General features: G+C 62.5%; 17 protein-coding genes. 1 reads left to right on the forward strand and 16 read right to left on the reverse strand.

Annotation, left to right across the window (positions count from 1 at the left end; translation table 11 throughout):
* Nucleotides 1-3: 3 nt before the first annotated feature.
* The 10 genes from Q8X51_RS16605 to hutC all read right to left on the reverse strand — a co-directional run bounded on the left by Q8X51_RS16605 (nt 4) and on the right by hutC (nt 12436).
* Nucleotides 4-1413, reverse strand: coding sequence for an amino acid permease (locus Q8X51_RS16605; protein WP_065925740.1), 1410 nt, complete (start codon nt 1411-1413; stop codon nt 4-6).
* 160 nt (nt 1414-1573) lie between these two features.
* Nucleotides 1574-3112, reverse strand: a complete 1539-nt coding sequence (gene hutH, locus Q8X51_RS16610) for a histidine ammonia-lyase (protein WP_137211651.1) — start codon at nt 3110-3112, stop codon at nt 1574-1576.
* A 33-nt stretch (nt 3113-3145) separates the two neighbouring features.
* Nucleotides 3146-4654: a histidine ammonia-lyase gene (gene hutH / locus Q8X51_RS16615; protein WP_407693542.1), complete on the reverse strand. Its 1509-nt coding sequence runs from the start codon at nt 4652-4654 to the stop codon at nt 3146-3148.
* A gap of 54 nt (nt 4655-4708) precedes the next feature.
* A complete protein-coding gene (locus Q8X51_RS16620) occupies nt 4709-5533 on the reverse strand; it encodes a quaternary amine ABC transporter ATP-binding protein (protein WP_051429333.1) in 825 nt (274 codons plus the stop codon).
* Entirely contained in the window at nt 5530-6381 is an 852-nt protein-coding gene (locus Q8X51_RS16625; RefSeq protein ID WP_027605053.1) for an ABC transporter permease, read from the reverse strand. Before Q8X51_RS16625 ends, Q8X51_RS16620 begins: the two co-directional genes overlap by 4 nt.
* Nucleotides 6382-6452: 71 nt before the next feature.
* Complete coding sequence (locus tag Q8X51_RS16630; protein WP_027605054.1) at nt 6453-7418, reverse strand: ABC transporter substrate-binding protein; 966 nt, start codon at nt 7416-7418, stop codon at nt 6453-6455.
* Between the two features lie 70 nt (nt 7419-7488).
* Nucleotides 7489-8949: a purine-cytosine permease family protein gene (locus Q8X51_RS16635; protein ID WP_407693541.1), complete on the reverse strand. Its 1461-nt coding sequence runs from the start codon at nt 8947-8949 to the stop codon at nt 7489-7491.
* A 142-nt stretch (nt 8950-9091) separates the two neighbouring features.
* The gene (gene hutU, locus Q8X51_RS16640) at nt 9092-10762 is read right to left on the reverse strand and encodes a urocanate hydratase (RefSeq protein WP_407693540.1); all 1671 of its coding nucleotides are present in this window, start codon (nt 10760-10762) and stop codon (nt 9092-9094) included.
* Between the two features lie 406 nt (nt 10763-11168).
* On the reverse strand, nt 11169-11729 hold the full coding sequence (locus Q8X51_RS16645) for a HutD/Ves family protein (protein WP_315871238.1): 561 nt from the start codon (nt 11727-11729) through the stop codon (nt 11169-11171).
* A complete protein-coding gene (gene hutC, locus Q8X51_RS16650; protein ID WP_223841674.1) occupies nt 11726-12436 on the reverse strand; it encodes a histidine utilization repressor in 711 nt (236 codons plus the stop codon). The genes Q8X51_RS16645 and hutC overlap by 4 nt, the downstream gene beginning before the upstream one ends.
* Before the next feature lie 147 nt (nt 12437-12583).
* On the opposite strand from hutC, the gene Q8X51_RS16655 reads away from it, so the two are divergent.
* Nucleotides 12584-13948: a formimidoylglutamate deiminase gene (locus Q8X51_RS16655; RefSeq protein WP_407693539.1), complete on the forward strand. Its 1365-nt coding sequence runs from the start codon at nt 12584-12586 to the stop codon at nt 13946-13948.
* Between the two features lie 129 nt (nt 13949-14077).
* Here Q8X51_RS16655 and Q8X51_RS16660 read toward each other — a convergent pair whose 3' ends face one another.
* From Q8X51_RS16660 to Q8X51_RS16685, 6 genes are all read right to left on the reverse strand, one after another.
* The gene (locus tag Q8X51_RS16660; protein ID WP_027605060.1) at nt 14078-14647 is read right to left on the reverse strand and encodes a lipocalin family protein; all 570 of its coding nucleotides are present in this window, start codon (nt 14645-14647) and stop codon (nt 14078-14080) included.
* 30 nt (nt 14648-14677) lie between these two features.
* Entirely contained in the window at nt 14678-14932 is a 255-nt protein-coding gene (locus Q8X51_RS16665) for a hypothetical protein (protein WP_027605061.1), read from the reverse strand.
* Nucleotides 14933-15108: 176 nt separating this feature from the next.
* Nucleotides 15109-16119, reverse strand: coding sequence for a class 1 fructose-bisphosphatase (locus Q8X51_RS16670; RefSeq protein WP_027605062.1), 1011 nt, complete (start codon nt 16117-16119; stop codon nt 15109-15111).
* Nucleotides 16120-16228: 109 nt separating this feature from the next.
* Nucleotides 16229-17581, reverse strand: a complete 1353-nt coding sequence (locus Q8X51_RS16675; RefSeq protein WP_407693625.1) for a DUF3999 domain-containing protein — start codon at nt 17579-17581, stop codon at nt 16229-16231.
* Nucleotides 17581-21096 carry a DUF2339 domain-containing protein gene (locus Q8X51_RS16680; protein WP_407693538.1) on the reverse strand — a complete coding sequence of 1172 codons (3516 nt, stop codon included), beginning with the start codon at nt 21094-21096 and terminating at the stop codon, nt 17581-17583. The genes Q8X51_RS16675 and Q8X51_RS16680 overlap by 1 nt, the downstream gene beginning before the upstream one ends.
* 133 nt (nt 21097-21229) lie before the next feature.
* The gene (locus Q8X51_RS16685; RefSeq protein WP_065925746.1) at nt 21230-23680 is read right to left on the reverse strand and encodes a glycogen/starch/alpha-glucan phosphorylase; all 2451 of its coding nucleotides are present in this window, start codon (nt 23678-23680) and stop codon (nt 21230-21232) included.
* Between the last annotated feature and the right edge of the window lie 207 nt (nt 23681-23887).

The following is a 23887-nucleotide window of genomic DNA, read 5'->3' on the forward strand; positions in this document are numbered from 1 at the left end:
AAGTTATCGATGAGACAAGGCCGGGTCGTAATGGACCTTGGCCGCTTGCCCGGCGGCGGGCTTGACCCACAGCAGATAGGCAACGACCAGCAACACGATCCACACCGCACCGACCAGCAAGGCCGCCTGGGTGTCCGGGAAGTAACCGAGCACGCCAAACACAAACAGCATGAACACGATGGCCGCAGCCGGTGCGTAGGGCCAGAACGGCACCGGGAATTTCAATTCGGCGACCTGCTCTTTCGTCATCGAGCGGCGCATGGCGACCTGGGTGAACAGGATCATCAGCCACACCCATACGGTGGCGAAGGTGGCAATCGACGCGATCAGCAGGAACACGTTTTCCGGGATCAGGTAGTTGAGCAGCACACCGCCGAGCAAGGCGGCGCCCATCACCACCACCGTCATCCACGGTACGCCTTGCCTGGACAACCGGGCAAAGCCCTTGGGCGCCTGCCCTTGCTGCGCCAGGCCGTACATCATGCGGCCGGCACCGAAGATGTCGCTGTTGATAGCCGACACGGCCGCCGAAATCACCACGATATTGAGGAGGGTCGCCGCCGAGCCTATCCCGAGGTTGCTGAAGATCTGCACGAACGGACTGCCCTGGCTGCCGATCTGCGGCCATGGGTAGATGGCCATCAAGACAAACAACGTCAGCACGTAGAACAACAGGATGCGCAGCGGCACGGCGTTGATCGCCTTGGGGATCACGCGCTGCGGATCCTTGGCTTCACCGGCGGTGATGCCGATGATCTCGATGCCGCCAAACGCGAACATCACCACTGCAAACGAGGCGATCAGCCCACCAATGCCGTTGGGCATGAAGCCGCCGTGGGCCCACAGGTTGCTCAGGCCGCTGGCCTGGGTTTCGCCGGCCGAGTGGATGCCGAACAGCATGATGCCGAAACCGCCGAGGATCATCGCCACGATGGCGCCGACCTTGAGCAGCGACAGCCAGAACTCCATCTCGCCAAAGACCTTGACGTTGCACAGGTTCAGGCCGCCGATCAAAAACACGATGCCGAGCACCCAGACCCAGCGTGCGACCTCGGGAAACCAGAAGCCCATGTAGATGCCGAAGGCGGTGACGTCGGCGAGACAGACGATGATCATTTCAAAGGCGTAGGTCCAGCCCAGGATAAAACCGGCCAACGGGCCCAGGTAGGTGCTGGCGTATTGGCCGAAGGAGCCGGAGACCGGGTTGTGCACGGCCATTTCACCGAGGGCGCGCATCACCATGAACACCGCGGCGCCGCCGATCAGGTAGGCCAGCAGCACGGCGGGGCCAGCCATCTGGATGGCCGAGGCGGACCCGTAGAACAGCCCGGTGCCGATCGCGGAACCGAGGGCCATGAAGCGAATATGTCGGGCGCTCAGCCCGCGTTTCAAACCCTTTTCTTGCTGGTGCATTTCTCGTCCCTAATTATTTTTATCCTGAGAAAGTTGTTTGTGGTGAGCGAGCTTGCTCGCGCTCGAGTGCGAAGCGCTCGCGGCCTTTTTTGGGGCGGCTGCGCAGCCCGGCGCGAGCAAGCTCGCTCACCACAGAGAGCCATGCCGTTGTCTGAACCGCTTACAGGCTCGGCAGCAACGTGGCCGGCACCAGCTCATTCAGGCAGCGGCTGGCGAGCAGTTCGCTGGCGGCGATGATGTCCGGGGCGAAGAAGCGGTCCTTGTCGTAGAACGTCACTTTGTCGCGCAGGATGCCACGGGCTTTTTCCAGCTTCGGCGAGGTTTTCAGGCCTTCGCGCAGGTCCAGGCCCTGGCACGCGGCCAGCCATTCCACGGCGAGGATGCCGCGGGTGTTCTCGGCCATTTCCCACAGGCGCTTGCCGGCAGCCGGGGCCATCGACACGTGGTCTTCCTGGTTGGCGGACGTCGGGATGCTGTCGACGCTATGGGGATGAGCCAATGCCTTGTTCTCACTGGCGAGGGCGGCGGCGGTCACCTGGGCGATCATGAAACCGGAGTTCACCCCGCCATTGCCCACCAGGAACGGCGGCAGTTGCGACATGTGCTTGTCCATCATCAGCGAGATGCGACGCTCGCTCAGGGAGCCGATTTCGGCGATGGCCAAGGCCATGTTGTCAGCGGCCATGGCCACCGGTTCGGCGTGGAAGTTGCCACCGGAGATCACGTCACCCTCAGCGGCAAAGACCAACGGGTTATCGGACACGGCGTTGGCTTCGACCACCAGTACCTCGGCCGCCTGGCGCAACTGGGTCAGGCAGGCGCCCATGACTTGTGGCTGGCAGCGCAGGGAGTACGGGTCCTGCACCTTGTCGCAGTTCTGGTGCGACTGCGACACCTGGCTGCTCTCACCGAGCAGGTCACGGTAGGCCGCCGCCGAATCGATCTGCCCACGTTGACCGCGAGCCGCATGAATACGGGCGTCGAACGGCGAGCGCGAACCCAGCACCGCTTCCACGGTAAGGCCGCCGCACGCCAGGGCGCCGGCGAACAGGTCTTCGCCCTCGAACAGGCCACGCAGGGCATAGGCGGTGGACACCTGGGTGCCGTTGAGCAGCGCCAGGCCTTCCTTGGCGGCGAGGGTCAGCGGCGTCAGGCCGGCGACTTTCAGCGCGTCGGTGGCTTCCAGCCATTCGCCCTTGTAGCGCGCCTTGCCTTCGCCCAGCAGCACCAGGGACATGTGCGCCAACGGCGCCAGGTCACCGGAAGCACCAACGGAGCCTTTCAGAGGAATATGCGGGTACACCTCGGCATTGATCAGCGCAATCAGCGCGTCGATCACCTGCCGGCGAATCCCGGAGAACCCACGGCTGAGGCTGTTGACCTTGAGCACCATGACCAGCCGCACCAGCGCATCGCTGATCGGCTCACCGACGCCGGCGGCGTGGGACAACACCAGGGAACGCTGGAGGTTTTCCAGGTCTTCGCTGGCGATGCGGGTCGAGGCCAGCAGGCCGAAACCAGTGTTGATGCCATAGGCGGTGCGGTTCTCGGCGAGAATCTGTTCCACGCAGGCCACACTGGCTTCGATCTGGGCCGAGGCACTGTCATCCAGACTGAGGGTTACCGGCTGCTGGTAGATGGCCCGCAGTTGGGCGAGGCTCAGTTGGCCTGGAATCAGGTTTAGCGCAGTCACATTCATACTCCTTGTGAATTATTCTTTTGAAATAAGTATTCAGTACAGATTCGGTAATGCGGTGTCCTTGAGCACCTTGGCGGCGGCCGCAATATCCGGCGCCAGCCAACGGTCCTGCTCATAGGCCGGCACCACTTCACGCAACAGGCGCCAGGCGCGCTCGGTGCCCGCGCCGAAGCGCTGGTCTTTCAGGAATTCGAAGGCCTGGGCCGCCAGCAGGTACTCGATGGCGAGGATCTGGGTGACGTTGGCCACTACCTGGTGCAGCTTGAGCGCGGCGTTGGTGCCCATGCTCAGGTGGTCTTCCTGCAGCCCCGAGGTGACGAAGTTGTCGAGCACCGCCGGTTGCGCCAACTGGCGGTTTTGCCCGCACAGCGAGGCGGCGACGTACTGCACGATCATCATCCCGGAATTGACCCCTGGGTTGCTCACCAGGAACGCCGGCAGGCCGCTGACGTGGGGGTTGATCAGGCGGTCGAGGCGGCGTTCGGCCACCGAGCCGATTTCGGCCAGGGCAATCGCCAGCATGTCGGCGGCCAGGGCGACGGACTGGCCGTGGGGGTTGGCCTGGGACACCACGCGGTAGTGGTCCGGCGTGCCGAGCACCAGCGGGTTGTCGGTGGCGCTGTTGAGTTCGGTCTCGATCTGGCGAGTGGCGTGTTCCACCTGGTCGCGCGCCGCGCCGTGGATCTGCGGGATCGAGCGCAGGCTCAGGGCGTCCTGGGTGCGGATGCCTTTGCTGCTCGCAATCACTTCACTGCCATCGAGCAACGCACGCAGGTTGCGGCCGACATGCTGCATGCCCGGGTGCGGCTTGAGGGCGATGATTTCTTCGTCGAAGGCGTCGATCTGGCCGCGCTGGGCTTCGAAGCTCATGGCACCGATCACGTCGGCCCATTGCAGCAAATGATGGGCGTCGGCCAGGGCCAGGCAGCTCAGGCCGGTCATGCACGGAGTGCCGTTGACCAGGCACAGGCCGTCCTTGGCGCCGAGGACCACCGGCTGCAAACCTTCTTCGTCCAGAGCCTGTTGCGCCGGGACGATCCGGCCGCGATAGCTCACATTTCCGACACCCAGCAGCGCCACGCCGACATGGGCCATATGGGTCAGGTAACCCACCGAGCCCTGGGACGGTACTTGTGGCGTGATGCCGTGGTTGAGCAGCGCCAGCAGCGAATGCACCACCTGCGGATGCAGGCCGGATTTGCCGTGGCTGTAGTTGATGACCGCCGCGCAGATGATCGCGCGGGTCTGCTCGTCGCTGAGGACCGGGCCGACGCCACAGGCGTGACTCAACAGGGTATTGCGCGACAGCTGGCTCAGTTGCTCGCCTTTAAGCGACACGTTGCACAATGCGCCCAACCCGGTGTTCACGCCGTAGGCGCGTTCGCCGCTGGTAACGATGCGCTGCACGATGGCCTGGGCATTGTCGATACGCGCCCAGGCCTGGCCCGAGAGTTCGAGCACCGCACCGTGACGGGCCACGGCGACCACGTCCTGCCAGCGCAGGGGGGTGTCGGCGATGATGATTTTTGCTGCCTGGGACATTGTTGACCTCTTCATATTCTCTACAGCTTTGCCGGCCTCACCACAGAACCTGGGTCAGACCACCGCCGCACGCCGCTGGACAAACCGATCCACATACTCATCCGCCGGCGAATGCAGGATCTCCCGCGGCGTGCCGACCTGGATCAGCCTGCCGTCCTTGAGAATCGCGATGCGGTTGCCGATACGCACGGCCTCGTCGAGGTCGTGGGTGATGAACACGATGGTCTTGTGCAGGGTCTTTTGCAGCTCGAGCAACTGGTCCTGCATCTCGGCGCGGATCAGCGGGTCGAGGGCGCTGAAGGCTTCGTCCATCAGGATGATGTCGGTGTCAGCGGCCAGGGCGCGGGCCAGGCCGACACGCTGGCGCATGCCGCCGGAGAGCTGGTGCGGGTACTTGTTTTCGTAGCCCTTGAGGCCCACGGTTTCGATCCAGTGCAGCGCGCGTTCAGCGCAGACCTGCTTGGTTTCGCCACGCACCTTGAGGCCGTAGGCGACGTTGTCGAGCACGCTCTTGTGGGGCAGCAGGCCGAAGCTCTGGAACACCATGCTGATCTTGTGCCGACGGAATTGGCGCAGGGCGTCCATGTCCAGTTGCAGGATGTCTTCGCCGTCCACCAGGATCGCGCCGCTGGTGGGGTCGATCAGGCGGTTGAAGTGGCGCACCAGCGTGGATTTGCCCGAGCCCGACAGGCCCATGATCACGAAGATCTCACCGGTGCCGATGCTCAGGGACAAATCGTTCACGCCGACCACGCAGCCGGTCTCGGCCAGCACCTGGTCCTTGGTCTTGCCCTGGCCAACCATCGCCAGCGCCTCCTTGGAGCGGGCGCCGAAGATCTTGAAGACGTTTTTAACTTCGATTTTGCTGACAGTAGTCATTTGCTCGCCTCATGCCGTGGACGACCATAGGCCTGGGTAATGCGGTCGATGACCACGGCGAGAATCACGATCGCCAGCCCGGCTTCGAGGCCACGGCCGACGTTGAGGGTCTGGATGCCGACCAGGACGTCTTCACCCAAGCCACGGGCGCCGATCATCGAGGCGATCACTACCATCGACAACGCCATCATGGTGGTCTGGTTGATACCGGCCATGATGCTCGGCAGCGCCAGCGGCAATTGCACGCCGAACAGCTGTTGCCAGCGGTTGGCACCAAAGGCGTTGATGGCTTCCATGACTTCGCCGTCGACCTGGCGAATCCCCAGGTCGGTGAGGCGAATCAGTGGCGGCGCGGCGTAGATCACCGTGGCGAAAATCGCCGGCACCTTGCCCAGGCCGAACAGCATCAGCACCGGGATCAGGTACACGAAGCTGGGCATGGTCTGCATGATGTCGAGCAGCGGCATCAACACCGAACGCAGGCGATTGCTGCGCGCCGACAGGATGCCCAGCGGGATGCCGATCAACACCGAGATCACCGTGGCAACCATCATCAGCGCCAGGGTCTGCATCAGCTTGTCCCACAGGCCGACCGCGCCCACCAGGAACAGCAAACCAACGATCACCGCCGTGGTCAGCACCTTGCGGGTGGCATGCCAGGCAACGGCGCCGACGATGGCCAGCATCAGCCACCAGGGGGCGGCGCGCAGCAGCCCTTCCAGGTTGACGATGGCCCACAGCAGGGTGTCGGAGATGTGCCGGAACACATCGCCGTAGTTGGTGACCAGTGAATCCACCCAACCATTGACCCAGTCGGCGATGGAAAACGTAAAACTCTCAGGAAACATAGCGTGCTCTCGATCCAGTGGGTTGTGGCCAGGCGCCCGGCTACCCATGAGGGTAGCCGTGCACACTTGACCTACAAGGCCGCGTCGATTTTCTTGGCTGCCTCGTCGCTCACCCAGGCGTGCCAGACTTCAGGATGTTCCTTGAGGAAAATTTTCGCCAGTTTCGGCGACTCAATGCGCTCCTTGGCCATGCGCCCCAGGTTCTGGTTCAGCAGGTCGATGGGCAAGTTGACTTTTTCCAGCACGGCCACCAGTTCCGGGGCTTGTTCGTGGAAGGTCTTGGACAGGCCGACCTTGATGCTCACGGTCTTATCCACACCGGGTTTTTCTTCCAGCTTGACCAGGTCGACCTGGCCCATCAGCGGGGTTGGCGACCAGTAGTAGAACAGGATCGGCTCGCCACGCTTGTAGCTCGACAGCACCGCCGCATCCAGCGCCGGGCCGGTGCCTGGGCGGAAGTTGGTGTAGGTGCTTTCCAGGCCGTAGCTCTTGAGCATTTCGCTGTTGTCCAGCTCGCAGGTCCAGCCGGCCGGGCAGTTGTAGAAACGGCCCTTGGACGGTTCTTCCTGGTCCTTGAACACCGCGGCGTACTTGGCCAGGTCGGCGATGTTTTTCAGGTCCGGCGCCTTGGCTTCCAGCTTGCGCTTGGCGTCGCCTTCGATCACGTAGCGCGGTACGTACCAGCCTTCGACGGCGCCCACCACCGGGGCACCGACACCGACGACTTTGCCGGCCTTCTCGGCCTTGTTCCAAACTTCGCTGCGGCCGACCCATTCTTCGGCAAACACTTGGATGTCGTTGCTGCTCAGGGCGTTTTCCATGGTGATGGAGTTGCCTGGCAAGCTGTCGGTTTTGCAGTCGTAGCCTTTTTCCAGCACGGTTTGCAGGATGTCGGTGAGCAACATGCCGCTTTCCCAGTTCAGGCCGGCGAATTTCACCGGTTTGCCGGATTCACACCAACCGGCCGCCTGGGCGCCAGCAGTGGCCAGCAAGCCCGCGGAAAACACGGTGGCCAACAGGGTCTTATGCATTTTCATTGTTGTGACGCTCCCAAATCTTGAAATGGATTACGGCAGTCAGTAGGCATCCTGCCCTGTCCACGTCCCATCAGGCCTGTGCAACCAGCCCGTTTGTCGTCGTCGGTGCAACGCCCTGCTCTAGCGGCAGGATCAGGTGTTCAGGGTGTGCGGCGGGCCACTTTTTCGCCGCCCAGTAGTAAAGTGCGGCGGGTAGCACCAGGCCGATGATCCAGGAAATATCCACATCCCCCAGGGCCGCCACCAGGGGACCGGTGTAGAACTTGGTGGAGATGAACGGCAATTGCACCAGCACACCGAAGACATACACGCTGATACCGAGCAGGTTCCAACGGCCATAGCGCCCGTTCGGATCGGCCAGCGCCGGCACGTCGTAGCGATCGCGGGTGATGCAGTAGTAGTCGACCAGGTTGATCGCGCTCCATGGGGTAAAAAACGCCAGCAGGAACAGGATGAAGGACTTGAACGCCCCCAGGAACGAGTGCTGCCCGAGCAAGGCGATCAGGGTCGCCGTACCGACGATGGCCAGTACGAAAAACAGGCGCTGCAAGCGCGTGACCTCGAGGCGACCGCGAAAGCCGCTGATGATCGTGGCAATGCACATGAAGCTGCCGTAGGAGTTCAGCGTGGAGATGGTGACCTTGCCGAACGCGATGCTGAAATACAGCAGCGCCGCAGTGGCTCCGGTACCGCCCAGGCCGACGATGTAGGCCACTTCGTGACCGGCAAATTGCCCGTTGGACATGGCCGCGGCAAACACGCCGAGGATCATCGCCACTTGTGCACCCACCACCGAACCCGCGCCTGCGGCAAGAAAGGTTTTCAGCGAGGACGTGTTGCTCGGCAGGTAGCGTGAATAGTCCGCCACGTACGGGCCGAAGGCGATTTGCCAGGAGGCCGCGAGCGACACCGCCAACAGGAAGCTGCTCCAGCTGAAGTGTCGGATTTGCAGGAGTGCGCCTACGTCGGCCTGGCTCATCAGACGGCTGAACAGGTAGACAAAGGCAATCACGCCAATGACGCTGGCAACGCGGCCGATGAAGTGGATCACCCGGTAACCGAGCACCGTGACCAGCACGATGACACTGGCGAAGATCAGGATCCCGACGCTGTCGCTGACACCAAACAACTGGCCCAGGGCCTGGCCGGAAAGCACGGTGCCGGTGGCGGTGAAACCGAGGTACATCAGGCAGACCAGCACGATCGGAATCGCCGCGCCGTACACACCGAACTGCACCCGGCTGGAGATCATCTGCGGCAGACCCAGCCTGGGCCCTTGCGCCGCATGCAACGCCATGACGCCACCGCCCAGCAGTTGACCGATCAACAGACCGAGCAACGACCAGAACACATCACCGCCCAGCACCACGGCCAGGGCCCCGGTGACAATCGCGGTGATCTGCAGGTTGGCACCCAGCCACAGGGTGAACTGGCTCAAGAGACGACCGTGTCTTTCCGCTTCCGGGATGTAGTCGATCGAACGCCTTTCGATCAACGGGGTGGTGCTTGCACGCGCGTCACTTGCAGCCATGGGTGTTCAACCTCTGATGGATTGTCTTGGGGGTCGCCGCCGCTCAACTGTGGGAGGGGGCTTGCTCCCGATAGCAGTGGGTCAGTCACCAGACCTATTGGCTGATACACCGCCATCGGGAGCAAGCCCCCTCCCACATTGGTTACTTGATCATTGGAAGATTGAGGCCCTGCTCTTTGGCGCAGTCGATGGCGATCTGGTAACCGGCGTCCGCATGACGCATCACACCGGTGGCCGGGTCGTTGTGCAGCACGCGGGCGATGCGCTCGGCCGCTTCGTCGGTCCCGTCACAGACGATCACCATGCCGGAGTGCTGGGAGAAGCCCATGCCCACGCCGCCACCGTGGTGCAGCGAAACCCAGGTCGCGCCGCTGGCGGTGTTGAGCAAGGCGTTGAGCAGTGGCCAGTCGGACACGGCGTCGGAACCGTCCTGCATGGATTCGGTTTCGCGGTTGGGGCTGGCGACCGAACCGGAGTCCAAGTGGTCACGACCGATCACCACCGGTGCCGACAGCTCGCCGCTACGCACCATCTCGTTGAACGCCAGGCCGAGCTTGGCGCGTTGGCCCAGGCCAACCCAGCAGATACGCGCTGGCAGGCCCTGGAAGCTGATGCGCTCGCGCGCCATGTCCAACCAGTTGTGCAGGTGTGCGTCATCGGGGATCAGCTCTTTGACCTTGGCGTCGGTCTTGTAGATGTCCTGCGGGTCGCCCGACAGCGCAGCCCAGCGGAACGGGCCGATGCCACGGCAGAACAGCGGACGGATGTACGCCGGTACGAAGCCTGGGAAGTCGAAGGCATTTTCCACGCCCTCTTCCTGGGCCATCTGGCGGATGTTGTTGCCGTAGTCGAAGGTCGGGATGCCTTGCTTCTGGAAGTCCAGCATGGCTTTGACGTGCACCGCCATCGACTGCTTGGCGGCCTTGATCACGGCAGCCGGTTCGGTCTTGGCGCGGTCGCGGTATTCGTCCCAGGTCCAGCCGGCCGGCAGGTAACCGTTGAGCGGGTCGTGGGCGCTGGTCTGGTCGGTAACCATGTCCGGGCGCACGCCACGCTTGACCAGTTCCGGCAGGATTTCAGCGGCGTTACCCAGCAACGCGATGGAGATGGCCTTGCCTTCCTTTGTGTACTTGGCGATGCGGGCCAGGGCGTCATCGAGGTCGGTGGCCTGCTCGTCGACATAGCGGCTGTTGAGGCGGAAATCGATGCTGACCTGCTGGCATTCAATGTTCAGCGAGCACGCGCCAGCGAGGGTTGCGGCCAGAGGCTGGGCACCGCCCATGCCGCCGAGGCCGGCGGTGAGGACCCAACGACCCTTCAAGTTGCTGTCGTAATGCTGGCGACCGGCTTCGACGAAGGTTTCGTAGGTGCCCTGGACGATGCCCTGGCTGCCGATGTAGATCCAGCTGCCGGCGGTCATCTGGCCGTACATGGCCAGGCCCTTGGCATCCAGTTCATTGAAGTGCTCCCAGCTGGCCCAGTGCGGTACCAGGTTGGAGTTGGCGATCAGCACACGCGGGGCATTGCTGTGGGTCTTGAACACGCCGACCGGCTTGCCGGATTGCACCAGCAGGGTTTCGTCGTCATTCAGGTGGGTGAGGCTCTCGACGATCTGGTCGTAGCACTCCCAGTTGCGCGCTGCACGGCCAATACCGCCGTACACCACCAGTTCCTTGGGGTTCTCGGCCACTTGCGGATCGAGGTTGTTCATGAGCATGCGCAGCGGTGCTTCAGTCAGCCAGCTTTTGGCGGTGAGCTTGTTACCGCGGGCGGCGCGGATTTCGACGTCACGGTATTTTGTAGGCTTGGTCACAACAAGAACTCCTCGGCGATCGATGCGCGAACATGGATGGTGCGAAGGAGAGTCTTACGCACACATCTTTACTTGTACATACAAGCATATGCAATCAAGCGGCCAACTTTCCGAGGGAGGTGTTAGGATTTTTCCGAAAAGCGTGTGCGAGCCTTGGAAATTAAGGCTTCGAGGCGTGATGAAATTTCTTGCGAAGGGGTTTTATAGCGAAGGAGGTGTGTCACGACAGCGCGGTTTTGCGCCGAGCTGGGGCGTTCGGTAACAAATTGGTGCAGGGACTGGAAACAGATTCTATAAGCGACACAAAAACAAATGTGGGAGGGGGCTTGCTCCCGATTGCGGTGTGTCAGCCCAGGATATACCCACTGATCCACCGCTATCGGGAGCAAGCCCCCTCCCACATTTTTTAACCCCGCGGGGTCAGTTCGATGATGCAGCAGCGACCCGTGACGGAAATATCCAGCAGACCGCTGTTACCGTCCACTTGCAGGCAATCGTGATGGCCCAGTACCTCGTCCAGCACCTTCACTTCATCCGCCACACTGAACACCAGCACCGTCTGCGCCGTGCTGAAAAACCGTTGCACACCATCCACCCACTGCAACCGCGCATGGTAACGCTGGGGCGAGTAGATCAGGTTGAAGTCGCGGATCGGCCCGGTAATCAAGCGGCATGAAACCTGGCTGTCGCCTTTGAAGGCGAACGGTTGCAGCGGTAACAACCCGCGCTGCTCCTCGCCATCCACTGTCAGCACCATGCCTGCGCCTTTGATCACGGTGATCACGCGCTGGTAGCCGGCAAAGGTGGAAAACCCGCCAGACTCGCCGATATCGGCAATCGACAGGCGCCAGCCGAAGCCTTCCAGGCCCTCGCCGGCATCGCGGGTGATTTCTTCGGTACTGCCGCCGCCGTTTTTCCACGGCATGCGCACGTAATCGGCGGCGCGCCAGACTTTTACTGCACTCATTTACTGAACCGTCCTTCCAGGCTGTGGCGGGAACCGGGGTGGATCAAACGCGCGGCAGTCACCGGCTGACGACCGGACCAGGTACGCCGGCGAATCAACAGGCACGGCTCGCTCGGCTCGATCTGCAGCAACTTGCACTCGGCAACGTCGGCGAGAATCGCTTCGACCACATGCTCGCCTTCGGTCAACGGCGCCACCTGGTTGAGATAGGCATAGGGGGTTTGCAGGGTGAAGTCCTGTTGCAGGTACTCCGGCGCGACCAGGGCGTTGACGAAACGGTCCTCGATTTGCACGGGAATATCGTTTTCGTAATGCACGATCAACGAGTGGAACACCCGCCCGCCTTCGCGCATTTCCAGGGCGACGGCGCGCTCGGAACCGGCAGCCTCTTCGCCCAGGGTGATGACCTGGCAGGTATGCCGATGACCGCGGGAGGCGATCTCATCGGCAATGTTGTGCACTTCGAACAGCGCCGACTGGCTCTTGGGCTCGGCGACGAACGTACCGACACCTTGCATGCGCACCAGCAAACCTTCGGCGGTAAGCTCGCGCAGGGCACGGTTGATGGTCATGCGGCTGAAGCCCAACTGGCTGACCAGTTCGCTCTCCGACGGTACGCGGTAATGGGGCGGCCAGTTGCCGTTGAGGATCTGCTGGCTGATCATCTGTTTGACGCGGGCATACAAGGGCGCCGGACTTTCGTCCATGTGGGCAGCCAGTGAAGACTTGGCGGGCGGAGTCGGCACAGGGAATCCTTGCAAGGGGAAAAGATGCATAGATTGCCGGAGTTTACCGAGCAGGCAAACGTCTGTATATGTATATACAAATAAACACACGACCGGGGTGCTCTAATCATGTCCGCTTTCTTCGCCGAACGCGCGCTGCTGCCTAGTGGATGGGCCAACGATGTACGTCTTGAAGTCAGCGCCGATGGCCTGCTGACACAGGTTGAGGCCAACGCCAGCGCAGACGGTGCCGAACGGCTCAGGGGCCCGGTATTGGCGGGCATGCCGAACCTGCACTCCCACGCCTTTCAGCGCGCCATGGCCGGGTTGGCCGAAGTGGCCGGCAACCCGAATGACAGTTTCTGGACCTGGCGCGACCTGATGTACCGCATGGTCGGCAAGATCAGCCCGGAGCAACTGCAGGTGATTGCCCGCCAGCTGTACATCGAGATGCTCAAGGCCGGCTACACTTCGGTGGCCGAATTCCACTACGTGCATCATGACGTCAGCGGTCACCCGTACTCCGACCGCACGGAACTGTCGCGGCAGATCAGCCACGCGGCCGCCAGCAGCGGTATTGGCCTGACCTTGGTGCCGGTGCTCTATACCCACTCAGGGTTTGGCGGCCAGGCGCCGAATGAGGGGCAGCGACGGTTTATCAACAGCACCCAAAACTACCTGGACCTGCAGGCGCGCCTCAAACCGATCCTCGCGGCGCAACCGGCGCAGCAACTGGGCTTGTGCTTCCACTCCCTGCGCGCGGTTACGCCACAGCAGATCAATGAGGTATTGGCCGCCAGCGACAAGACGTGCCCGGTGCATATCCATATCGCCGAACAGCAAAAGGAAGTCGACGACTGCCTGGCCTGGAGCGGCAAACGCCCGTTGCAATGGCTGTACGACAATGTCGAGGTCGATGAGCGCTGGTGCCTGGTGCACGCGACCCATGCCAACCCGGAAGAAGTGACGCGCATGGCCAAGAGCCGCGCGATTGCCGGCTTGTGCCTGACCACCGAAGCCAACCTGGGCGACGGGATTTTCCCGGCCGTGGATTTCCTCGCCCAGGGCGGACGCCTGGGCATCGGTTCCGACAGCCATGTATCACTGAGCGTGGTGGAAGAACTGCGCTGGCTGGAATACGGCCAACGCCTGCGCGATCAACGGCGCAATCGCTTGTATCGCAGCGACCAGCCGATGGTCGGTCGTACGTTGTTCGATGCGGCGCTGGACGGCGGCGCACAAGCGCTGGGGCAGCCGATAGGTCGACTGGAAGTGGGCAAGCGTGCGGATTGGATTGTGCTGGACGGTAACGATCCCTACCTGGCGACTGCCAGCGAGGATGGGATTCTCAATCGCTGGCTGTTTGCCGGCGGTGATCGGCAGGTGCGCGATGTGCTGGTGAACGGCAAGTGGGTGGTGCGCGATGGGCGGCATGCCGGCGAGGAAGAAAGCAACCGGGCGTTCACTGAAGTCTTGAGAGATTTGCTGAGCTGACAGGCAACACATAACAAATATGGGAGGGGGCTTGCTCCCGATTGCGGTGTGTCAGCTAGAAATAATCTGCTGATACACCGCTATCGGGAGCAAGCCCCCTCCCACAATTGGATCTGTAGTGATCCTGGATTATTGCGAAGTCTTGGCCATCTGCTTATCCGACGTGCGCCAGATCAACCGCGTGGTGTCATACCCTTGCTGCCGCGCCCTGCTCAACAGGTCTTCACGGGTGTCCGCACTGACCGTCGGCGTGCGCGAAAGGATCCACATATAGCGCCGGCTCGGGCTGCCGACGATGGCGGTCTTGTAGTCATCGCTGACATACAGCACCCAGTAATCGCCCTTGGCGACGCCTGGCAGCAGTGACGTAAACCAGTTGTTGAATTCCACCCAGAGCTTGTCGGTCTTGCCAGGCACCTGCGGCGTGGCCGTGCCCTTGGCTTCTTCCCACTTCCACTCGGTGGTGAGGCAGCGGTTGAATACCGACATATCGCCATCAGGCAGCAATGTGTAGCGGGCTTCGGACTGCGCGCAGTTGCGCTGGAAGTACATCGGCAATCGAGCCAACTCATACCAGGTGCCCTGGTAACGCTTGAGGTTGACGTTGCTCGCTGTCTTGGGTTGCAGATCATCGCCAGAATGGCTGGCGCAGCCCGCCAAAAACAGGCTGGCGCAAAGGAACAAAACAAAACGCATCATTCTTCTTCTCCCGCAGGCTTTCGCCCCGGTTTACTTCAGGCCTTGCCCGGAAAACATCAGAACTTTGTCACCGGCATATTGAACGCTGATAAAGCTGTTTTTATCGCCCCATGTGCAGCTGGACATGCCCAGTGCGCCGGAACAATCGGTCGGCTTGCCCAGCAGCGACTCCACCTCGGCCTTAGGCATGCCGGCCGACAACTTTGCGTAGTTTTCTTGATTGACCTTGCTGCAAGCGGCCAACAGCACGCAAAAGGCCAGCAAAGCGAGACGGCGTAACGACATGGAATAACTCCTGGAGGGACGAAGCAGCTTGGGTATCTGCCAGAAGCTTAGAAGGGAAAAGAGGTGTCTGGTTCCCGACGAACGAAAACAAAAAAGCCCCGAAAACGCTGAAACGTTTCGGGGCTTCTTTAAGGGTGAACCGGCTCACAACAACGCCGTTCACTTATCGCCGCAGCTTACTTCTTGTGGTAGGCGGTCACACGCTCAACTTCTTCCTTGGAACCCAGGAACACCGCCACACGCTGGTGCAAGCCGTCGGGCTGGATATCGAGGATACGCTGGTGGCCGTCGGTGGACGCACCGCCCGCCTGTTCTACCAGGAAGGACATCGGGTTGGCTTCGTACATCAGGCGCAGTTTGCCCGGTTTGGACGGCTCGCGGCTGTCGCGTGGGTACATGAACAGGCCGCCACGGGTCAGGATACGGTGTACGTCGGCCACCATCGCCGCGACCCAACGCATGTTGAAGTTCTTCTTCAACGGGCCTTCTTCGCCTTCCATCAACTCGTTCACATAGCGCTTGACCGGCTCTTCCCAGTGGCGCTGGTTGGACATGTTGATCGCGAATTCCTGGGTGGAAGCCGGAATGGTGATGTCTTCATGGGTGAGGACGAAGCTGCCCATTTCACGGTCCAGGGTGAAGCCTTTGACGCCATCGCCCAGGGTCAGCACCAGCATGGTCTGTGGGCCGTAGATCGCGTAGCCGGCAGCGACCTGCTCAGTGCCCGGCTGCAGGAAGGCCTTTTCGTTCAGGGCTTCGTTCTGGCTCAGGTATTCGTTCGGGCAACGCAGTACCGAGAAGATGGTGCCGACCGGGGCGTTGATGTCGATGTTGGACGAACCGTCCAGTGGGTCGAACACCAGCAGGTAGGCGCCCTTCGGGTATTTGCCCGGGATCTGGTAGGCATTGTCCATTTCTTCGGACGCCATGCCGGCCAGGTGACCGCCCCATTCGTTGGCTTCGAGCAGGATTTCGTTGGAAATCACGTCGAGCTTCTTCTGCACTTCGCCCTGCACGTTTTCAGTGCCCATGCTGCCCAGGACACCACCCAATGCGCCTTTGGACACGGCGTGGCTGATTTCCTTGCAAGCACGCGCCACCACTTCGATAAGGAAGCGCAGATCGGCAGGCGTGTTGTTGCTGCGGGTCTGCTCAATCAAATAGCGACTCAAGGTAACGCGGGACATGGAAGGCTCCGATGAAGGGGGGGCTAAAAACCCGCGCAGTTTAACGCGAGTCGGGGGTGTATTTCCTCCTATCAGAGGATTTAAACCCAATAGAGTTCATGGACTTTATTTAACGTGCCTCCGGCGGCTTGCGCAGCAAACTGTAGGCCATGCCTCCCAGCGCCGCCACGCCGAGCAGTAATACGGCCCAGAGTCCGAGTTTTTTCCAGTTCGGCCCGCTGTCGACCGCCGCCGGGACCGCTGGCGAAGTGACCGCGACGGCCCCGGCCACCTTGGCCTGTCCCAGGGTGTTGAGGCGCTCGGCGGTGTAATCCGGGATCAGCGTCGACAACGGCAGGTTCGCCGCCTTCACCGAAGCATTCCCCAGCGCCAGCGTGAACGGCGGCTCGCCCCGCGCCAGGAACACCAACTGCGTGGCGCGCACCGCGAAGTGCAGGGCCGGCTCCACGACGCCCAGGCCACCGCCGCGCTCGTCGACCTGCAACTTGAGTTCGGTGACCGTCTGGCCGGGCAGTTGCAACTCGTCCTGCACCACATCCTGGCCATTCTGGGTCAGGCGGTAGAGCAGACCATTGCTCAGCGGCTGCCAGGCTTGATTGCCATCCCGTCGCCCCGCCAACGTCACCGGCGCCAGCGTATTGGCCTGCTTCAGCTCGATACGCAAGCGTTCGACACCCAGCCCGGTGGGCAGCTTCCAAGTGTACTCACCCGCCTTGAGCCGCGTGCCCGAGAGCGGCTGCGACCAAACCAGCGGCAGCGGCAGGCTGCTGCTGGTGGCACTGGCCAACCTGGCAGAGGTCAGCAACGGTGCCGCCTGCCCCTTCCACACCAGGCGCAGGTAACGCGCGGACTGGCCCGGCAAACTGACGTCATGCTGCTCGACCCGCTCGTCGGCAAACGACAAACGCGCCACTTGCCCATCCCCCCAGGATTGCCAGTGCTGCAAGTCATCACTGGCTTCAATGCTGAAGCGCTGGAAGCCCTCCTGCTCGCGGCTCCAGTCCAGGCTCAACTGCTGCAACGGCGCCTTGATTTTACTGGCATCGAGCACCCAGCCACGCAGCACCTGCTTGCCGGGCTTGGGTGCGGTGGACGGTTTGATTTCCACCAGGGTGCCTTCGGCCGTGGTTTTCATCACCACACCGGGCAAGGTTGCCTGGGTGTCGGCGGCGTACAGCGGGAACCACTTCACGTCGGTGACTTCACGACTTTCGGTGCGTTGCGACGCTTGACGCGACAGCGCGTAGGCCTGGGGTTCACCGGCAGCGTTAAACACCCGCACATCGCTGAGGTCAGCCTGGCGCGCATTCAGTTGCACGGCCAAGGGCAACTCAAGGCGATACCAGGGGCCGTTGCCGCTGACGCTGAGCGGCACCTGGCTGCTGAAGTCGGCCGGCGTTTCCAGCGCCCACGCCGACAATGTCGTACACATGCCCAGCACGACCACGCTCAACTTACCGATCAAGAGGATGCTCCTTCAGTGTCCAACACAGGTTCGGCACGCTTGGGCGGCAGCGGCGCAAAGTAGCCCACCACCAGCAACAACCCGCCCACGCCGATAAACGACACGATCCGCGCCAGGCCGCCACGGTTGCTCAGCTCGACAAAGAACAGCTTGGCCACCACCACCGCGATCAGCGCCGCGCCGATCAGCCACACTTCGCGACGATGGCGCAGGTGACCGCCGATCATCAGGCCGAGGGCGATCAGGGTCCAGACAATCGACAGGCCGGCTTGCACCAACATCGATTCCAGCAACCCATCCAGATGGAACGGCACGCCGCCCCAGTGGTGTGCGGTGCGCATCACCAGGGCCGTAAAGAACGCGAACAGCGAAATACCGGCAATGCCTTGGGCGATCAATTCAGCACGCGGCCCGCGTTGCGGCGCCACGCTGCGCGACCACAGGTACACGCCCAGCAGCGCAAACAGCAAGCCGAGGTCCAGCGGGTTGAGCAACGGCACATAGGGCAGCGGCCTGGCCGTGCCGTCGCTGAAGGTATTCGCCAGCCAGAACCAGCCCAGCATCAGCACCGCCAATGGGAGTGCCGCCAGCACTCGATATTCCCGTGGATACGCCGACACCGGCCACGGCCAGCGACGCGGTGCAGCAGCCAGCACCAGGTACAGACTTGGCAGGATTGCCCAGCCCAGCCAGCGCCAGGCGTTGTATTCGCTCGACAGCAACAACAGGCCGTAGCGCAGCTCCAGCGCCAATACGCCGATCAGCATCCAGCAACCCAACACGTGAGCAACGCTCAGGACGGTGGCCGGCACCAGCGTCGCCAAACGCCGCAGCGCGATGAAATGCACCCCGAACACCGCCAGCCAGGCCAGCCAGCCGTAGTGCGCTGCCGGGTGGTAATAATTATGCGCAGACACCAGCAATACCATCCCCGCCGCCGGCATCAACAGGGTGCAGAGCATGCCCAGGGACGCCCAGCGCAGGCGCGTCGCGAGCAACGCCCAGATCGCCACGCTGACCGCCGCACTACCCAGCAGGAGCGCACCCCGCAGCTCATCGGGTATAAACCGCAGCACTTCAGCGATCAGCGCCAACGCCCACCACGCCGCGCCCCACACCAGCAGCAGGTCCGACAGGCGTTGCAGCTTGAGTACGGCAAACACCGGCGCATGGGGTTCACGCTGCAGGCGCCAGGCACCGATCAAGGCGGCCAGGCCCAACACCATCGGTGTCCAGAACCCGCTATGCCCCAGGGGACGCAGGCCCTCGCTGGCCAAAGGCCCGAGCAGCTCCGGCACCGCCAGCAGGAACGACGCGCCGCCGATCACTTGCAGCAGTAACCCGAACACGAAACTGACGCGCTGTTGCAGGTACAGACTCAACCAGATGATCAACAACCCACTGGCCGCCCACACACCGCTGGCGCTTTCCCATGGCAGTACAAACAGCACGGCAAGGTTGATCAGCACCAACCCGGCCAGCAGCACCACGGACAGCCCGCGCAACAGCCGTACATCGCTGCGCACCATGTCATCGCGCGCCGCCAGCAGCATGCCGCCGATCAACGCCAGGCCGATCAACGACGCGCTGAGCAGGCCGCTCCAGCCGGCGTTGAATACCGCTGCCGAGTCGCCGCCTTGCAAGCGCAGCAGGAACAACGCCCCGCCCAGCAGTTGCACGGCAAACGCCGTGAACAGGAAGGTGCGCGAGCCAATCCGCAAGCCGATGAACAGGGTCGCCAGGCCGGCGAGCGCCCAACTGATGGCAGTGCCTTGAGTCAGCAACAACAGCGGCGCGAGCAGGTACACAAAGGCCAGGCCGAGGCTGGCCAGAACCGGCAGGCCCTTGCGCTCCCACTCCGCCGCCTGCTCCGTCGCGGCCCTGCGCAGTTGGTCGAAGCTGAACAGCAACGCCGCGCCCAGCAGCAACGCCCCCAGGGGCGCCCCCTCCAGCAGCGTGTGTTCGCCGATGCGCAGCTCACTGAGAAACGCCAGCGCCGAGCCCAATTGCAGCAACAGGCCAAATGCCCGCGCCAACGGCCGCTGCTGGCGCAAGCCGAGCCAGAAGATCCCGGCACCTTCCACCGCCCAGGCGGCTGCGGTCCATCGGGCATCGAGGCCCAGGGGAATCGCCAGGCTGGCAAAGATCACCCCCAGGGCCAGGCAGGTTTCCGCCAGCAGCAAGGCGCGCCCGCCATTGAGCACGCGGGCCAGGCCCATGTAGAGGATGCCCAGGCCCAGCGCGCTGAATGCTGCGGCGAACTCAAGGTGTTGCACCAGCGCGAACTGCAGGCCAAACCCCACCAGCGGCGGGCCGAACAGCATGCTGCCATCAACGTAATCGCCCTTGGCCGCCGACCAGCGCAACAACGCATCGCGACCTTCGGGGGCGTCGCCCATCTCCCGCAATTTGCGCCGGGCGAACAACAGGCCGATAGCCAGGTACATCAGGAAAAACAGGATCAGGAACGGCTCGGTACTCCACAGCAACTCAGGCGTATAGGAACGCATGCCCCAGGCAAAGCCGATACCGAAGGTGCCGACAAAGCCGATCAGGTTGAGCAGGCGCCAGGCCTTGAACCAGGCGATGGCGAGGATACCGGCATTGAGCAGGGCAAAATAACTGAACAGCGCGACATGATTACCGGCGCCGGTGGACGTGAGGATCGGCGCCGCGAAGCCGCCGAGCGCTGCCGCACAGGCCAGTCCCAGCGCATCCTGGGTAATCGCCAGGATCGCCGAGAACACCGTGACCGCCACCAGCAGGCCCAGCGCCGCGCTCGGGTCGATCAACGGGTGCAGGCGCATCGCGGCAAACACCGTCAGGTACAGCACCGCGATCCCGGTGCCTTGCAGCATCAAGCCGTAGTTGCTGTTGCGCAGCCGCAGCCACCAGCCCAGGCCCAACAGGCCAAGGGCCGCCGCCGCAACGCCGGCGTAACGCAGTTCGATCGGCACCACCATACCTTCGGTGGCGTAGCGCAGCAGGAACGCCAGGCCGAGAAACAGCAGCACCACGCCGACACGCAGCACGGTGTTGCCACCAAACAGCCAATTGCGTGCGCCGCTGATGGCGCGTTCGATCAGGTTGGGGCCACGGGGAGCGGCAGGTTCTTGAGGCGGGCGTGGCGTCGGGGCAGGCGTCCAGACGTCATCCGGCAAGGGCTGGCTCGGTTCGGCGACCATGGCGACAGGCGTCAATTCAGCCGGCAGCTCCCACACCAGTTCAGGCGCCTTGGCGACAGGTGCCGCCTCAGGGACAGGCGGCTCGACGATGACAGTGCGTGTCGGCGTGGGTACTTCCAGTTGCCGCAGGCGCTCACCCAGGGCGATCAACGCCTTCTGCGTGGCTTCCAACTGAACAGCCTGTTGCTGCGCCTGGGCCGCCAGCTTCGACAGGCGAATCGCCTGGCCAATGCCCAACCCCAACAGCGCACCAATGCCCGCATCATAGAACGACTCATCGAGCGTCCAGCCGAGCACCAGGCCAATCAGCATGAAAATCCATTGCATGGTCGATATTCCCTAAACAAACCGTGCTGTAGGAGCGAGCTTGCTCGCGAAGAACGCAAAGATACCGCGTTAAATCAGAAAGCACGCGTTATCGTTGGCGTTTTTCGCGAGCAAGCTCGCTCCTACAGTAGATCTAGTCGAGGGCTTTCCAGATTTCCGTAGCGTACTCGCGGATCGTCCGGTCCGACGAGAACCAGCCCATCCGTGCGGTATTGAGCACCGCCGAACGCCACCACGCCTTGGAATCATGCCAATGCGCTTCGACCCGCGCCTGGGCGTCCCAGTAGGAATCGAAGTCGGCGCAGACCAGGAAGCGGTCGTAGTCGATCAACCCGTCGATCAAGCCCACATAGCGGCCCGGATCGTCCGGCGAGAACACCCCGCCCCGAATCGCTTGCAGCACATCGTTCAGACGATGGGACGCCGCAATATCGGGCCCGGCGTTGAATTCCCCGGCGTGTTTACGTGCCTCGACCTGCTGTGCGCTGAGACCGAAGATAAACATGTGATCGGCGCCCACGCGCTCGTGCATCTCCACGTTGGCGCCGTCCATGGTGCCGATGGTCAGCGCGCCGTTGAGGCCGAACTTCATGTTGCTGGTGCCCGAGGCTTCAAAGCCGGCGGTGGAGATCTGCTCCGACAAGTCCGCCGCCGGGATGATGCTTTCCGCCAGGCTGACGTTGTAGTTGGGCAGGAACACCACCTTGAGCAGCCCACGTACGGTCGGGTCGTTGTTGACGGTGCGCGCGATGTCGTTGGTCAGCTTGATGATCAACTTGGCCTGGTGATAGCTGGCCGCCGCCTTGCCCGCGAAGATCTTCACCCGTGGCACCCAGTCGGTGCCCGGCTCGGCACGGATCGCCTGGTACAGCGCCACGGTGTGCAGCAGGTTGAGCAACTGGCGCTTGTATTCGTGGATACGCTTGACCTGCACGTCGAACATCGCCGCCGGGTTCACCGAAATGCCCAGGCGCTCATGGATGATCTCGGCCAGCGCACGCTTGCTGTGCAGGCGCTGGTCGGCAAAGGCTTTGCGGAAGGTCTGTTTCTCGGCGAAGGTTTCCAGCTCGCCCAGGCGGGTTTCGATGTTGTCGAGAATGTCCGGGCCCAAGGCTTCCACCAGCATATCGGTGAGCTTGGGGTTGGCCTGGTACAGCCAGCGGCGGAAGGTAATGCCGTTGGTCTTGTTGTTGATGCGCTCCGGGTAGAGCTTGTGCAGTTCGGAGAACACCGTGCTGCGCATCAGTTGGGTGTGCAGGCCGGACACGCCGTTGACGCTGTGGGAGCCGAGGAACGCCAGATTGCCCATGCGCACACGGCGGCCGTTGTCTTCTTCGATCAGGGACACAGCGCGCAGCACGTCGAAGTCATGGATGCCCTTGGCGCGCAGCGCATCGATGTGCTGGGCGTTGATCAGGTAGATGATCTGCATGTGCCGGGGCAGCATGCGCTCCATCAGGCCGACCGGCCAGGTTTCCAGGGCTTCGGGCAACAGGGTGTGGTTGGTGTACGACAGGGTTTCGACGGTCACATCCCACGCGGCTTCCCACGGAATGTCGTGCAGGTCGACCAACTGGCGCATCAACTCAGCCACGGCGATCGAGGGGTGGGTGTCGTTGAGTTGGATCGCCGCGTGTTCGCCCAGGCTCAGGACCGAGCCGTGCATGTTTTTGTGGCGACGCAACAGGTCTTGCAAGGAGGCGGCGACGAAGAAGTATTCCTGGCGCAGGCGCAGTTCCTGCCCCGCTTCGGTGCTGTCCGCCGGGTAAAGCACTCGGGAGATGCTCTCGGCGCGGGCCACTTCGGCGACGGCGCCCAGGTGGTCACCGGCGTTGAAGCGCTCCAGGTGCAGGTCTTCCACCGCACGGGCACGCCACAGGCGCAAGGTATTCACGCTGGCGCCGCGCCAGCCGACCACCGGGGTGTCGTAGGCAACGGCACGCACGGTTTCGTTGGGCGTCCACACCTGTATCAGCTTGCCGGAGGCATCCGGCAGGGTCTCGACGCTGCCGCCAAAGCCAATCGGGTAAATCACCTCGGCCCGCTCGAATTCCCACGGGTTGCCGAAATCCAGCCAGCGTTCGGTCTGTTCCTGCTGCCAGCCATCGACAATCGCCTGGCGGAACAAGCCGTGCTCATAACGAATGCCATAACCATGGCCGGCGATGCCCAAGGTCGACATGCTTTCCATAAAGCACGCGGCCAGACGGCCGAGGCCGCCGTTGCCAAGCGCCGCGTCGGGCTCCAGCAGGCGAATGCGTTCGAGGTCCACACCCAGCTCGGACAAGGCTTCGCGAGCGATCTCCAGCACGCCGAGGTTGCTCAGGCTGTCGTAGAGCAGGCGGCCGATAAGGAATTCCAGGGAGAGGTAATAAACCCGCTTCTGGCCTTTGCGGTAGATACGCCGCGTGTGATCCATCCAGTGGTCGACCATCTGGTCGCGGGCGGCCAGGGCAATGGCTTCGAACCAGTCATGGTCGAAGGCATGGTCCGGGTCTTTGCCCACCGCGTAGGTGAGTTTGGTCAAGACAGCATCGCGGAATGCGGCTACCTCTGCTTCTCGTGCAAGCGGTTCCTGAGACATCGGTGTGACCTCGGGCGAGATTGAAAGAGTTGCTAGAGCCTAGTCGGTCTGACAGACGGTAGACGCTCTGGTTCGGCAGTTTTTTAACTCATTCACCTTTACAGGCATTTGATGCAGGGGTCGTGCCCGATCGGCCCATGCCCAGCCTTTGAGCTGAAATACGCAAAATATTGTTCAAAAAACCACCAATCCCGGTATGATCGCGCG

The organism is Pseudomonas sp. Yb2C2, from assembly GCF_052112325.1.
Taxonomy (GTDB): domain Bacteria; phylum Pseudomonadota; class Gammaproteobacteria; order Pseudomonadales; family Pseudomonadaceae; genus Aquipseudomonas; species Aquipseudomonas marginalis.